At 48.9% G+C, this 14511-nt stretch carries 15 protein-coding genes; 10 read left to right on the forward strand and 5 right to left on the reverse strand.

What is annotated here, in order from left to right:
• Positions 1 to 17: 17 nt before the first annotated feature.
• Positions 18 to 902 carry a D-hexose-6-phosphate mutarotase gene (locus tag FDX03_RS17365; RefSeq protein WP_137346312.1) on the reverse strand — a complete coding sequence of 295 codons (885 nt, stop codon included), beginning with the start codon at positions 900 to 902 and terminating at the stop codon, positions 18 to 20.
• 83 nt (positions 903 to 985) lie between these two features.
• A complete protein-coding gene (gene gapA / locus FDX03_RS17370) occupies positions 986 to 1981 on the reverse strand; it encodes a glyceraldehyde-3-phosphate dehydrogenase (protein ID WP_003030697.1) in 996 nt (331 codons plus the stop codon).
• A gap of 341 nt (positions 1982 to 2322) precedes the next feature.
• Here gapA and msrB point away from each other — a divergent pair, with 341 nt between their 5' ends.
• Both msrB and FDX03_RS17380 read left to right on the forward strand, forming a co-directional pair.
• Positions 2323 to 2736, forward strand: a complete 414-nt coding sequence (msrB, locus tag FDX03_RS17375; protein WP_061067757.1) for a peptide-methionine (R)-S-oxide reductase MsrB — start codon at positions 2323 to 2325, stop codon at positions 2734 to 2736.
• Positions 2737 to 2778: 42 nt separating this feature from the next.
• Positions 2779 to 3054, forward strand: coding sequence for a YeaC family protein (locus FDX03_RS17380; protein WP_048211919.1), 276 nt, complete (start codon positions 2779 to 2781; stop codon positions 3052 to 3054).
• Between the two features lie 44 nt (positions 3055 to 3098).
• Here the strand turns inward: FDX03_RS17380 and yajD are convergent, their stop codons facing one another.
• Positions 3099 to 3443 carry an HNH nuclease YajD gene (yajD, locus tag FDX03_RS17385; RefSeq protein WP_003030690.1) on the reverse strand — a complete coding sequence of 115 codons (345 nt, stop codon included), beginning with the start codon at positions 3441 to 3443 and terminating at the stop codon, positions 3099 to 3101.
• 94 nt (positions 3444 to 3537) lie between these two features.
• Positions 3538 to 4791, reverse strand: coding sequence for a glycoside hydrolase family 18 protein (locus tag FDX03_RS17390; RefSeq protein ID WP_137346313.1), 1254 nt, complete (start codon positions 4789 to 4791; stop codon positions 3538 to 3540).
• Between the two features lie 296 nt (positions 4792 to 5087).
• On the opposite strand from FDX03_RS17390, the gene FDX03_RS17395 reads away from it, so the two are divergent.
• The 8 genes from FDX03_RS17395 to FDX03_RS17430 all read left to right on the forward strand — a co-directional run bounded on the left by FDX03_RS17395 (position 5088) and on the right by FDX03_RS17430 (position 13832).
• Positions 5088 to 6164 (forward strand): zinc-binding dehydrogenase, encoded by a 1077-nt coding sequence (locus tag FDX03_RS17395; RefSeq protein ID WP_137346314.1) that lies wholly within the window; start codon positions 5088 to 5090, stop codon positions 6162 to 6164.
• Positions 6165 to 6191: 27 nt separating this feature from the next.
• The gene (locus FDX03_RS17400; RefSeq protein WP_115602160.1) at positions 6192 to 7571 is read left to right on the forward strand and encodes an MFS transporter; all 1380 of its coding nucleotides are present in this window, start codon (positions 6192 to 6194) and stop codon (positions 7569 to 7571) included.
• Between the two features lie 17 nt (positions 7572 to 7588).
• Positions 7589 to 8632: an NAD(P)-dependent alcohol dehydrogenase gene (locus FDX03_RS17405; protein ID WP_137346315.1), complete on the forward strand. Its 1044-nt coding sequence runs from the start codon at positions 7589 to 7591 to the stop codon at positions 8630 to 8632.
• A 24-nt stretch (positions 8633 to 8656) separates the two neighbouring features.
• Positions 8657 to 9493 carry a ketose-bisphosphate aldolase gene (locus FDX03_RS17410; protein WP_137346316.1) on the forward strand — a complete coding sequence of 279 codons (837 nt, stop codon included), beginning with the start codon at positions 8657 to 8659 and terminating at the stop codon, positions 9491 to 9493.
• 4 nt (positions 9494 to 9497) lie between these two features.
• Positions 9498 to 10445, forward strand: coding sequence for a sugar kinase (locus tag FDX03_RS17415; RefSeq protein WP_048211913.1), 948 nt, complete (start codon positions 9498 to 9500; stop codon positions 10443 to 10445).
• Between the two features lie 9 nt (positions 10446 to 10454).
• Positions 10455 to 11438, forward strand: coding sequence for an aldo/keto reductase (locus FDX03_RS17420; RefSeq protein WP_137346317.1), 984 nt, complete (start codon positions 10455 to 10457; stop codon positions 11436 to 11438).
• A gap of 136 nt (positions 11439 to 11574) precedes the next feature.
• On the forward strand, positions 11575 to 12333 hold the full coding sequence (locus FDX03_RS17425; protein WP_048211911.1) for a DeoR/GlpR family DNA-binding transcription regulator: 759 nt from the start codon (positions 11575 to 11577) through the stop codon (positions 12331 to 12333).
• Between the two features lie 140 nt (positions 12334 to 12473).
• A complete protein-coding gene (locus FDX03_RS17430; RefSeq protein WP_048211910.1) occupies positions 12474 to 13832 on the forward strand; it encodes an MFS transporter in 1359 nt (452 codons plus the stop codon).
• Between the two features lie 37 nt (positions 13833 to 13869).
• Here the strand turns inward: FDX03_RS17430 and pncA are convergent, their stop codons facing one another.
• Positions 13870 to 14508: a bifunctional nicotinamidase/pyrazinamidase gene (gene pncA / locus FDX03_RS17435; RefSeq protein ID WP_137346318.1), complete on the reverse strand. Its 639-nt coding sequence runs from the start codon at positions 14506 to 14508 to the stop codon at positions 13870 to 13872.
• Positions 14509 to 14511 lie beyond the last annotated feature (3 nt).

Below are 14511 nucleotides of genomic sequence, written 5' to 3' on the forward strand. Positions count from 1 at the left end.
TGATGCGCAGAGTTGTCTTAGCGTTTAGCCACACGAATAGTCTGCGCGAGGCGAGATGGTTTTTCTTCGGTGGTTTTCTGCGGAGCGGTCGCGTAAGCCGTTTCGACGCAAACAAACGTTTTGTAACCGTCATCCGGCATGTCGCCCATGCTAATGGACAGCGCCGGGCCCGGGTTCCAGCCGACAACGTTCAGATGGTGGTGGTGCACGACATCGATATTGCGCTTGAGCGAATCATCATGGATGACGCTACATGCTTCCGGGTTCAGATAAACACGGTCAGTGCGGTCCGGGAAGGTCTGAATGCCGTCAGCCAGCACATCTTCTTTCGCATCGTTCACTTTATCGATCAGGCGATCGCCAAGACCACTGACTTTCACTGCGGCAATATCACCCACGTTGAAGTAGGTATGCAGTGCCGAGGTGGTTTCAAACTCACCGTGGGCTTCCAGTTCGATTTCACAGGTAGCACCGACCTTAAAGCGGGCAAGCAGGGTAAAGTCGTGTGGCCATAGCTGACGCGTTTCAGCGTTGCTCTGCAGTTCAAACGTCAACACCACGCCATTGTCGTCTTCGTTATGCGCTTTCAGCGTCCATGGCAGGTTACGGGCAAAACCATGCGAAGGCAAACCCTGTTGAGCCGCTGGGCCAAACCACGGCCAGCAAATGGGGACGCCGCCACGCAGCGCTACGCCTGTTTTGAACGGGGTATTGTTACTGAGCCACAGGACTTCCTCTTCGCCGTTTGGTTTCCAGGAAAGAAGATGTGCGCCCTGCAGCGCGAAAGAAGCTTTAACCTGTGGGTGATCGACAACAAGAACCTCAAGTTCATCAAGCTGACGGCGGGAGAGGACAGGGGTAAGCTGTTCAATGACCGGGAGAGCGAAAATTTTGTTAATCATGATGCAATCCTTGGTATGTAAATATTTTGGTCATAAAAAAAGGCGACCGAAGTCGCCTTTTTGGATCAGATACTCATCTCAACTTATTTGGAGATGTGAGCAATCAGGTCCAGAACTTTGTTGGAGTAGCCGGTTTCGTTGTCGTACCAGGATACCAGTTTCACGAAGTTGTCGTTCAGTGCGATACCAGCTTTAGCATCGAACACGGAAGTGCAAACCTCACCGTTGAAATCGGTAGATACGACGTCGTCTTCGGTGTAACCCAGAACGCCTTTCATCGGGCCTTCGGAAGCAGCTTTGATTGCTTTCTTAATTTCTTCATAAGAAGCAGCTTTTTCCAGACGAACGGTCAGGTCAACAACGGATACGTTCGGGGTAGGAACGCGGAACGCCATACCGGTCAGTTTGCCGTTCAGTTCTGGCAGTACTTTACCTACAGCTTTAGCAGCACCGGTAGAGGACGGGATGATGTTCTGGGATGCGCCGCGGCCGCCGCGCCAGTCTTTGTGAGACGGGCCATCAACGGTTTTCTGAGTAGCGGTGGTCGCGTGAACAGTGGTCATCAGACCTTCGATGATGCCGAAGTTGTCGTTGATAACTTTAGCCAGCGGAGCCAGGCAGTTAGTGGTGCAGGAAGCGTTAGAAACGATGTCCTGACCTTCATATTTGTCAAAGTTTGCGCCTTTAACAAACATCGGAGTGTTATCTTTGGACGGACCAGTCAGAACCACTTTTTTCGCGCCAGCAGTGATGTGCTTACGAGCAGTTTCGTCTGTCAGGAACAGGCCAGTAGCTTCAGCAACTACGTCAACACCAACTTCGTCCCATTTCAGGTTAGCCGGATCACGTTCAGCGGTAACACGGATTTTTTTACCGTTTACGATCAGATGACCGTCTTTCACTTCAACGGTACCGTTGAAACGGCCGTGAGTGGAGTCATATTTCAGCATGTAAGCCATGTAGTCAGCGTCTAACAGGTCGTTGATTGCAACGATCTCGATGTCAGAGCGTTCTTGAGCAGCACGGAAAACAATGCGACCGATACGGCCAAAACCGTTGATACCTACTTTGATAGTCATATATTCCACCAGCTATTTGTTAGTGAATAAAAGGTTGCCTGTAAAATTACAAAAACCTTACGCAGCGTCAAGCGGAATCGTGTCAATCATTGCGACAAATCAATCTGCTGCCTAAGCTTTGCGCAACTGACTCGCCTCACTCTTCCTTTGGGCTTGAAACCACATGGGGTCGGCGGCCCGAATTTTAAAGGGCAATTAAGATAAAAACGTGATTCTTATCACGAATTGCAGGCTGCCATTTCGCAAGGATCAAGTTTAGAACAAAAGTTCGCACTCCGGTGTTAATGTTTTGTTAGAATCTGTCTCGCAATGTGAGTTTAGATAAAGTGAGATGTGAGCAAATGGCTAATCAACCTTCTCCAGAAGAACTGAAAAAAAATTTAACCGAAATGCAGTTCTACGTGACGCAGAATCACGGGACAGAACCGCCATTTACCGGGCGTTTGCTGCATAACAAGCGTGACGGCATCTACCACTGTCTGATCTGCGACAAACCGCTATTTCGTTCCGAGACAAAATATGACTCTGGCTGCGGCTGGCCCAGCTTTTACGAGCCCGTCAGTGAAGAGGCTATCCGTTACATAAAAGATACTTCACATGGCATGCAGCGCATTGAAATTCGCTGTGGTAACTGTGATGCGCACCTCGGACACGTTTTTCCGGATGGTCCGAAACCTACCGGTGAACGTTACTGCGTTAACTCAGCGTCTTTGAACTTCACCGATGGTGAAAACGGCGAGCAAACCAAGGGCTAAAGAAACGATTCAGCAAATTATTCTACGGAGAGTGGATTTAACATGAATCTTGATGAGATGATCAACAGCATGACGCCGGAAGTTTATCAGCGCTTATCGACTGCCGTTGAACTCGGAAAATGGCCGGATGGCGTGGCGCTAACGGCAGAACAAAAAGAGAACAGCTTACAGCTGGTGATGTTATGGCAAGCGCGAAACAATATTGATGCACAGCATATGACGATCGATACCAACGGTGAGATGGTGATGAAGAGTAAGCAGCAGCTTAAAATGGAATTTGGGATTACGCCCGAACCGATTGCGACGTTTAAATCCTGATTAACCTGGCCCGGCAAACATCGGTGTCGGGCCCGCAGTTGATGTTATTTCTTGTTCATCATCGCCTTCAGATCGGCAAACGGATTGTATTTCGCCTCGCCGACGTCTTTCTGCGCATCTTCCCCCGCCACTACAGTGGAACCATACTGATCCACCTCAGTGTATTTCGAATGCTCATGATCGTGACAGTACAGGCATAACATCTCCCAGTTGCTACCGTCTTCCGGGTTATTGGAGTGATCGTGATCGATGTGATGTACCGTCAGCTCGCGCAAATTTGAATACACGAACTCACGGGAACAACGTCCACAAACCCAGGGGAAGAGCTTTAACGCCTTTTCCCGGTATCCGACTTCCAGACGGGCGTAATTTTTAGGGATAAAAGCCATAAAAGCGCATGCCTCCAGTAGAAAATGAAGAGCTGCGCCAAAGGCTGGCGCAGCAGAATGGGCTAATCATAACCTATTGTGTCAGGCGTTGGGATCAGTGTTTGATGCCTAGCGAATCGGCTAACTGCTTCGCCAACTGGTTTTGGTCATCTGCACCGTATTCCCAGAACATGGCGCCTCCCAGTCCCTTGCTCTTGATGTAGTCAGCCTTGATCGCTACCGAGCGCGGGTTTTCATAAGAGAGGGCAAAAAGTGCTTTTCCATCTGCAGACTGCACCGATAGCCACGGCACTTTTGCTTCATCATCCCAATGCTGGCTAAAGCGCTTCTGCGGATCGTTGATCAACTTCGCCACAATATCGTTGTACTTCACATAGGTATCTTTACTCAGATCGACGCCCAGTGATTTGAACAACTCAATTTGCGCAGGCTCGAAATAGGGCTGGGTAACAGGATTTTTCTGCGCGTCAGGTTTGCTCCAGTCAATACCTGGCTCAACGGCGCGTTTTGGTACGCGTCCATAAAAACCGATGCCCAGGTTCATTTGACTCGCTTTTAGACCGGCAGCAAGGTAGTTGTCGACGACAAAATTGGCGCTGTACCTATCCGCTGCGGCGACCGTTGGCCATTGTGTCGAATCGTACAGATTCGAGTTGAAATACTGAGTACCGTAGGCCATGTCATAGGTCATCAGGTTGATGTAATCGAGCGATGGCGCAATGGCTTTCACATCCACCCAGCTTTTCGGACTTTCCGCATTCGCACCCACGGCGATGGTTAGCAGTTTTTTATGACCCAACGCGGCACGCAGCTCTGTTAACAGCGCGGTAAAGTTCGCGCGGTCGGCTGGCTGGCTTTCAACCAGTCCCCAGGCGCCGTTGACCGGATATTCCCAGTCAAGGTCGATGCCATCCAGTCCATATTTCGCAATTATCTCCTGCGCAGACTGAATAAACACCGCGCGCGATTCTTTCGTTGCTGCAGCCCCAGAGAATCCGCGTGCGCCCCAGCCGCCGACGGAAAGCAGAACTTTCAGGTTCGGATTCTGTTTACGCAGCTGTGGAATTATCAGCAAATCATCCTGCACTTTCTGTGAAAGCCAAATTTGATGGAGCTTGCTGGCATCTTTTAAGGCGTCATTGGTCTCGTCTTTTTCATTGTTATAGACAAGGCCAAATGAATAGTTGAGATGGGTTATCTGGCGAACATCCAGTTTATTGATATCGCCACCAGGACCCGCGGTGACATCACCACCGCCATTGAAGTAGCCAACAGACATCAGCGAACTGGCGGAAACAACGCTCGCGCAGAGCAGGGGTAATGCTGCCAACAAAGGCAAAAGTTTCATCGGTGTTCCTCTTTGACATTTAAACAAGCAAACACGCCACGGAAATGGCGTGGCGAAAAAAACAGCACTTGCAGGTTAACAGTTTCATAACAGAAAAAATGCGAAGGGGTTCACGGCATTTTAGCCAAGCGGCTGCGATGTGCCGTTGGCTTTCGATTCAATCTGGCACTTATTTGTGATCTAAGTTGTGAAATGCAGATCATAATCTGTGTTTTAAAGATTTTTTGTTGACCTCAAAAATTATATGGATAAGTATGATGCCAGGTGATGCAAAACTAAACACAAAGGAAAATTCAATGAAAGCACTGGCAAGATTTGGCAAGGCCTTTGGCGGCTACAAAATGATTGATGTCCCGGAACCGGTATGCGGCCCGGATGACGTAGTGATTGAAATCAAAGCGGCGGCTATCTGCGGCGCGGACATGAAACACTACAATGTCGACAGTGGATCCGACCAGTTCAATTCGATTCGTGGTCACGAATTTGCCGGCCAAATTGTGCAGGTTGGCGACAAAGTTAAGGACTGGAAAGTCGGCCAGCGGGTGGTTTCTGACAATAGTGGACATGTCTGTGGCGTTTGTCCGGCTTGCGAACAAGGTGATTTTCTTTGTTGTACAGAAAAAGTGAATTTAGGTCTGGATAACAATACCTGGGGAGGTGGGTTTTCGAAATATTGTCTGGTTCCTGGGGAGATCCTCAAAATTCACCGTCATGCGCTGTGGGAAATCCCAACAGGCGTTGATTATGAAGAGGCGGCTGTACTCGACCCCATCTGCAATGCCTACAAATCTATCGCTCAGCAATCCAAATTTCTTCCGGGTCAGGATGTGGTGGTTTTTGGTACCGGCCCGCTGGGACTTTTTTCGGTACAAATGGCGCGCATTATGGGGGCCGTTAATATCGTGATGGTCGGGCTGGAAGACGATGTCGCAGTGCGTTTCCCGATAGCCAAAGAAATGGGGGCCACGGCTGTCGTCAACGGTTCGACCGAAGATGTGGTTGCACGTTGTCAGGAGATCTGCGGGAAAGATAATCTGGGACTGGTCATCGAATGTTCCGGTGCCAATATTGCCCTGAAACAATCTATCGAAATGCTGCGTCCTAACGGTGAAGTTGTCCGCGTGGGGATGGGCTTCAAACCTCTCGATTTTTCTATTAACGACATCACTGCGTGGAATAAAAGCATCATTGGTCATATGGCCTACGATTCCACTTCCTGGCGCAATGCTATTCGCCTGCTCGCTAGCGGTGCGATAAAAGTCAAACCGATGATCACTCACCGTATCGGCTTATCGCAATGGCGAGAAGGTTTTGACGCGATGGTCGATAAGACTGCGATTAAGGTCATCATGACCTACGACTTTGATGAATAACTCCATTTATTAAAGGAAGGTTCCCGGATGGAACAAATAGCAAAACCGCACTGCGGCGCGAGGTTGGACAGGCTGCCTGACTGTCGCTGGCATACGTCAATGTTTGCCATGGTTGCCTTCGGATTACTGGTTTGCTGGAGTAATGCCGTCGGCGGATTAATTCTCGCGCAGTTAAAAGAACTTGGCTGGACTGATAATTCCACCACCGCCACGTTCTCTGCCATTACGACGGCTGGAATGTTTCTCGGTGCGCTCGGCGGGGGAATTATTGGCGATAAAATCGGGCGTAAAAACGCATTTATTCTGTACGAAGCGATTCATATTATTTCTATGATCGTGGGTGCGTTTTCACCCAATATGACCTTTCTGATCGCCTGCCGTTTTGTAATGGGAGTTGGATTAGGCGCGCTGCTGGTCACCTTATTTGCCGGGTTTACCGAATATATGCCTGGCAGAAATCGTGGTACATGGTCGAGTCGGGTCTCGTTTATCGGCAACTGGTCTTACCCGCTCTGTTCACTGATCGCGATGGGGCTGACGCCACTTATCAGCGCGGAATGGAACTGGCGCGTACAGTTGTTGATTCCTGCGGTGCTGTCGCTCATAGCTACTGTTATTGCCTGGCGCAGTTTCCCTGAGTCGCCTCGCTGGCTGGAGTCTCGCGGGCGCTACCAGGAAGCCGAAAAGGTGATGCGGGCAATTGAAGAAGGTGTCATTCGACAGACCGGTAAGCCACTGCCGCCAGTCGTGATAAAGGATGATGGCAAACAACCGCGTTCTGTACCGTACTCCGCCTTATTAACAGGTGTATTGCTGAAGCGGGTTATTTTGGGTTCTTTTGTTCTGATTGCCATGAACGTCGTTCAGTACACCTTAATTAACTGGCTACCGACAATATTTATGACTCAGGGTATTAATCTGAAAGACTCCATTGTCTTAAATACCATGAGCATGTTCGGTGCGCCGTTTGGGATTTTTATCGCCATGCTGGTCATGGATAAAATTCCGAGAAAAACAATGGGAGTGGGGTTATTAGTGTTAATTGCTGTACTGGGTTATATCTATTCGCTGCAAACCAGTATGCTGTTAATTACATTAATCGGTTTTTTCCTGATTACCTTTGTTTATATGTATGTTTGTTATGCCTCCGCTGTCTATGTTCCGGAAATATGGCCAACCGAAGCGAAACTTCGCGGTTCGGGACTGGCCAACGCGGTCGGGCGTGTCAGTGGTATCGCCGCACCTTATGCAGTCGCAGTATTACTTAATAGTTACGGCGTGACAGGGGTGTTTGTACTGCTAGGTGCGGTCTCCATTATTGTCGCCATTGCTATTGCTACCATCGGAATTGAAACCAAAGGCATCTCTGTCGAAAGTCTCGGGATTGATGCAGTTACCAGCAAATAATATTGACGGGAAATAAAATGAAAAACTCGAAAGCGATATTAAAAACGCCGGGCACGATGAAAATCATCGCCGCCGATATTCCGGTGCCCAATGAGCATGAAGTGCTGATCAAAGTGGAATACGTTGGCATTTGCGGTTCAGATGTTCATGGATTTGAATCAGGTCCTTTTATTCCGCCGAAAGATCCTCATCAGGAAATTGGTCTGGGGCATGAATGCGCCGGTACGGTGGTGGCGGTAGGGAACCGTGTAACCAAATTTAAACCGGGTGATCGGGTGAATATTGAACCCGGTGTACCGTGTGGTCACTGCCGCTACTGCCTGGAAGGGAAATACAACATCTGCCCGGACGTCGATTTTATGGCTACGCAGCCCAACTACCGCGGTGCGCTAACCCACTATCTGTGCCATCCGGAGAGCTTCACTTACAAGTTACCCAATAATATGGACACCATGGAAGGCGCGCTGGTAGAGCCCGCGGCGGTAGGGATGCATGCCGCAATGCTGGCGGACGTTAAACCGGGCAAAAAAATCGTCATTCTCGGGGCGGGGTGTATTGGTTTAATGACTCTGCAAGCGTGTAAATGTTTGGGAGCAACCGAGATCGCGGTGGTTGATGTGCTGGACAAACGTCTGGCTATGGCCGAGCAGCTTGGCGCGACGACCGTGATCAACGGGGCGAAAGAGGACACCGTTGCCCGCTGCCAGCAGTTCTCCGGAGATATGGGGGCCGATATTGTTTTTGAAACCGCCGGTTCAACCATCACCGTTAAGCAGGCGCCGTATCTGGTGATGCGTGGCGGGAAAATAATGATCGTCGGTACAGTACCTGGTGATTCCGCAATTAATTTCCTCAAAATTAACCGTGAAGTGTCTATTCAGACCGTTTTCCGTTACGCCAACCGCTATCCGGTTACTATTGAAGCCATATCCTCCGGTCGGTTCGATGTGAAATCGATGGTGACGCATATTTACGATTATGCAGATGTTCAGCGCGCGTTTGATGAATCCGTTAATAACAAAAGCGAAATTATTAAAGGCGTAATTAAAGTAAATCATTAATTTATCGCAAAGGGAGAAATAACTATGCTGGCAGATATTAAATATTGGGAAAATGATGCCCAAAATAAACATTATGCGATTGCTCACTTTAACGTGTGGAATGCAGAAATGCTAATGGGGGTGATTGATGCGGCGGAAGAGTCGAAATCGCCGGTGATTATCTCCTTCGGTACTGGTTTTGTGGGGAATACCTCGTTCGAAGATTTTTCGCACATGATGGTTTCAATGGCTAAAAAGGCCTCGGTTCCAGTTATTACCCACTGGGATCACGGCCGCAGCATGGAGATTATCCATAACGCCTGGACTCATGGCATGAATTCGCTGATGCGTGATGCCTCTGCCTTTGATTTCGAAGAGAATATTCGTCTGACAAAAGAGGCCGTGGATTTTTTCCATCCACTGGGTGTACCGGTCGAAGCGGAACTGGGCCATGTGGGCAATGAAACGGTGTACGAAGAGGCACTGGCGGGTTATCACTATACCGATCCGAACCAGGCGGCGGAATTTGTCGAGCGTACCGGCTGCGATTCGCTGGCGGTGGCGATTGGTAACCAGCACGGCGTCTATACCTCAGAGCCTAAACTGAATTTCGACGTGGTTAAACGCGTGCGCGAAGCCGTATCCGTTCCACTGGTGCTGCACGGCGCGTCCGGCATTAGCGATGCGGATATCAAAAAAGCCATTTCATTAGGTATCTCTAAAATCAACATTCACACCGAACTGTGCCAGGCTGCGATGGTGGCAGTGCAGGAGAACCAGAATCAGCCCTTCCTGCACGTTGAACGTGAAGTTCGCAAAGCGGTAAAAGCGCGCGCACTGGAGAAAATTAAATTGTTTGGTTCTGACGGTAAAGCGGAATGACAACATGGATAATATCGAGGTTATTTGTATAGGGGCTGCTATTGTTGATATTCCTTTACAGCCTGTGAGTAAAAATATCTTTGATGTTGACTCTTATCCGTTAGAACGAATAGCGATGACAACCGGCGGTGACGCAATTAACGAAGCGACAATTATTTCTCGTCTCGGTCATCGTACAGCGTTAATGAGCCGGGTTGGGGCTGATGCAGCAGGTCATTTTATTCTCGACCACTGTCGTCGGGAGAATATAGATATTCAGAGCCTGAAGCAGGATGCCGCAATTGATACATCTATTAACGTGGGATTAGTCACCGCCGATGGCGAGCGTACTTTTGTGACTAACCGTAACGGCAGCCTGTGGAAGCTGAATATCAGCGATGTTGATTTTGACCGTTTCTCTCAAGCAAAGCTGCTGTCGCTGGCGAGTATTTTTAATAGCCCGTTACTGGACGGCGATGCACTGACGGCCATTTTCACTCAGGCAAAAGCGCATCGGTTAATTATCTGCGCGGATATGATTAAACCACGACTGAATGAAACGCTGGACGATATCCGTGAAGCGCTGAGCTACGTGGATTATCTGTTTCCCAATTTTGAAGAGGCAAAACTGCTCACCGGGAAAGAGACGCTTGATGACATTGCCGACAGTTTCCTGAACTGTGGAGTGAAAACCGTCGTGATTAAGACCGGCAAGAGAGGCTGCTTTATCAAGCGTGTCGATATGAAAATCGAAGTTCCAGCCGTTTCGGGAATTACCGCCATCGACACTATCGGCGCGGGAGACAATTTCGCCTCGGGATTTATTTCAGCGCTGCTTGAAGGCAAAACCCTGCGTGAGTGCGCGCTGTTTGCTAATGCAACGGCAGCCATATCGGTTTTGAGCGTAGGGGCCACGACGGGTGTGAAGAACAGAAAGCTGGTTGAACAACTTCTCGATGAATATGAAGGATAATAGCGGCAGATGAAAATGATTCCTTTAGGCAGTACGGATATTACGCTTTCCCGCATGGGATTAGGCACCTGGGCGATTGGCGGCGGTCCGGCGTGGAACGGCGATCTCGATCTGCAGGTATGTATTGATACCATTGTTGAGGCGCATCGCTGCGGTATTAATCTGATTGATACCGCGCCAGGCTACAACTTTGGCAACAGTGAAGTGATTGTCGGACAGGCACTGAAAAAGCTACCGCGTAACGATATCGTTGTTGAAACCAAATGCGGCATCGTCTGGGAACGAACAGGAAGTTTGTTTAACAAAGTGGGCGACCGGCAGTTGTATAAAAATCTCACGCCCGAGTCGATTCGCGAAGAGGTGGATGCCAGCCTGCAAAGACTGGGTATTGAAAGCATTGATATCTACATGACCCACTGGCAGTCGGTGGAACCCTGTTTTACGCCGATTGCAGAAACCGTCGATGCACTAAACGCACTCAAGAAAGAGGGGAAAATTCGTTCTATCGGTGCGGCGAACGTCGATGCGGAACATATCAGGGAGTATCTCAAACACGGTGAGCTGGATATCATCCAGGCCAAGTACAGCATCCTTGACCGGGCACTGGAAGCTGAACTACTGCCGTTATGCCAGCAGCATGGCATCGTGGTGCAGGTCTATTCACCGCTCGAGCAGGGTCTGCTGACCGGTACTATCGCCAGAGATTATGTCCCGGGCGGCGCGCGGGCCAACAAAGTCTGGTTCCAACGGGACAATATGCTACGGGTGATTGACATGCTTGAGCAATGGGGGCCGTTGTGCGAAAAATACCGCTGCACAATCCCCGCGTTGGCACTGGCGTGGATTTTGAAGCAAAGCAATTTAATCACCTTGCTGAGCGGCGCAACCGCGCCTGAACAGGTTCGTGATAATGTTCAGGCGTTAACGATTTCCCTAACCGATGATGATTCTTCATTGATGAGGCGAATGGCTGAGGCGTTGGATACAAAATAAGCCAAATGGGAGTTACCTCTGTTTCTGTGTAAAATAGTATTAAAATCTGTGATTCAGATATGTTCTTTTGAAAATAAACATAGCCTGTGAGATACTTGGGTCTTATTATTACTTTGCAGGAAACAGAGGTGTCATCGTGGCGGCAAAAGACAGGATTCAGGCCATTAAGCAAATGGTGGCGAATGATAAGAAAGTAGCGGTATCTAATTTAAGTTCGATCTTTCAGGTGACTGAAGAAACGATTCGCCGCGATCTGGAAAAACTGGAAGATGAAGGTTTTTTGACCCGAACATATGGCGGTGCAGTGCTCAATACCACCGCGTTGTCCGACAATATCCATTTTTATAAGCGTGCAAAATCTTTTTTTGAAGAAAAGCAGATCATTGCCCGTAATGCATTACCGTTTATTAAAAATAAGACCACCATGGCTGCCGACTCCAGCAGTACCGCGATGGAATTATTAAAACTGTTGAAGGAAAGAAACGATCTGACGCTCCTGACCAACTCGGCCGAAGCTTTTCATGAGCTGGCACAGTCAGAGATTAACGTTGTTTCTACTGGCGGTGAATTAAATAAAAATACGCTGTCGCTTCAGGGAAGGATCACCAAGGAGATTATCAGCCGCTATCATGTTGATATCCTGGTGATGAGCTGCAAAGGTCTGGATATGCAGAGCGGGGCGCTTGATTCTAACGAAGCGGAAGCTGAAATCAAAAAGACGATGATCCGCCAGGCGACCGAAGTAGCTCTGTTAGTTGATCATTCGAAGTTCGATCGTAAAGCGTTCGTCCAGCTCGTGGACTTTAGCCATATTAATTACCTTATAACCAATAAGGCACCGGGTGCAGAGTGGATTGCATTTTGCAAAGAGAATAATATTCAACTCGTATATTAATTTTAACGTAGGGCGTGTCGATATTATTTTAGTTTGCACCTGGGCAATGCCATAAGAACCTAATGATGATGGATGGCGCGGCGAATTTTATTCTGCCGCGATCGCCATACTTTCTATTTAGCTTAATTTGAGGCATCCAGATGGAACAATGTGACCCTATCGGTGCAAGATTAGATCGCTTACCTTTATCTCGATTTCATTTTCGTATTTTCGGCATTATCAGTTTTAGTCTATTAGTCACCGGTTTTCTCAGCTATTCCGGGAATGTGGTATTGGCAAAATTAGTCAGTACCGGTTGGTCAAATAATTACCTCAACGCCGTGTTTACCTCGGCTCTGATGTTTGGCTATTTTATTGGCTCACTAACCGGTGGCTTTATTGGTGATTATCTTGGCCGACGCAAGGCGTTTCGCTTCAATTTGCTGATCGTCGGGGTCTCTGCCTGTGCGGCAACGTTTGTGCCTAACATGTACTGGCTTATCTTTTTCCGCTTCCTGATGGGGAGCGGAATGGGAGCGCTAATTATGGTGGGCTATGCCTCATTTACTGAATTTATTCCGCCCGGGGTGCGTGGGAAGTGGTCTGCTCGCCTGTCGTTTGTCGGCAACTGGTCGCCGATGCTGTCGGCGGCAATTGGCGTTGTGATTATCGCCTTTCTAAGCTGGCGGATGATGTTTTTACTCGGTGGCATGGCAATGCTCTTAGCATGGTATCTGTCGGGAAAGTACTATATTGAATCTCCTCGTTGGTTGGCTGGCAAAGGACAGAGAAACGAAGCTGAAAAACATCTTCTACAGGTGGAACTGCAAATTGAGAAAGAAAAAAACATTACTTTACCTTCCTGTCATAGCGATTGCCTGACGGCGGATATAAGCACGGAAAGTGATTCATTTTGGCTCTTGTTCAAAGGACCGATGCTGCGTTGTACGCTGGTGGCAATCACTGTGCTTATTGCGATGAATATTTCGCTCTATACCATTACGGTATGGATCCCGACGATTTTTGTTAATTCGGGAATCGATGTGACGAAATCTATTTTTATGACCGCGATAATTATGATTGGCGCACCCGTTGGGATATTTATTGCCACACTGATTATCGACCGTTTTCCACGACGATTGTTTGGTTCATTCTTGTTGATTATTATCGCGCTGCTCGGCTATTTCTATTCGATTCAAACCGAAGAGTGGGCTATTTTGAGCTACGGGTTGGTGATGATCTTTTTTTTGTATATGTATGTGTGCTTTGCCTCTGCGGTATATGTCCCCGAACTGTGGCCCACACACCTTAGATTGCGGGGATCGGGCTTTGTGAATGCCGTGGGAAGAATTGTCGCAGTATTTACGCCCTATGGCGTCGCTATCTTGTTGACCCGCTACGGCTCGATTACGGTCTTTATCGTGCTAGGCATAATGCTGGTGCTGTGCGCCCTGATTCTTTTTTGCTTTGGCATCGAAACACGCAAAGTTTCGCTGGAAGAGATTTCAACGCTGGCCTGAGATAACGTGCCGACAGGGGAGATCCTGTCGGCATCAATTAGCGCTGGGTTTCCAGCCAGTCGTCCAACGTATACAGCGTTGCGCCCGCCGCCGCCATGTCCATAAAGGCGTTTGCACTGTCCTGGGGGTGAATATTGACGCCACGGCAGCCATCGGTAATAACGCTGACGGTATAACCCAAATCGAGCGCATCCAGAACGGTAAATTTGACGCAATAATCAGTTGCCAGTCCCATAATGATGAGGTCGGTAACATGATGTTGCTGAAGCCACGCATTCAGTGCAGTAGCCTGGCGACGACCGTTATCAAAAAACGCACTGTAACTGTCGACCAGCGGGTTCTCGCCCTTGGTAAAGGTTTGAGATATCGCCCGCTGTTTCAGCAGTGGATGTAGGCTTGCTCCTTCACTGTGCTGTACGCAATGATCGGGCCAGAAGGTTTGCGCCAGGCCATCGAGTTGTCCCTGGCTGTAGGGGGCAACCTGATGCTGGCTGGCAAAGCTGCCGTGATTAGCCGGGTGCCAGTCCAGGCTGGCAACGACCATGTCACCGCGTACGGCACACCAGTCAATCAGACGGTTGGCAATATCGATTGTGCTGTCACCTTGTGGGACCGCGAGGGCACCACCGGCACAAAAGTCATTTTGTAAATCGACCAACAGTAAGGCTCGGGCCATGGG

The sequence above is a fragment of the Citrobacter sp. wls827 genome, from assembly GCF_005280875.1.
Lineage (GTDB): Bacteria > Pseudomonadota > Gammaproteobacteria > Enterobacterales > Enterobacteriaceae > Citrobacter > Citrobacter youngae.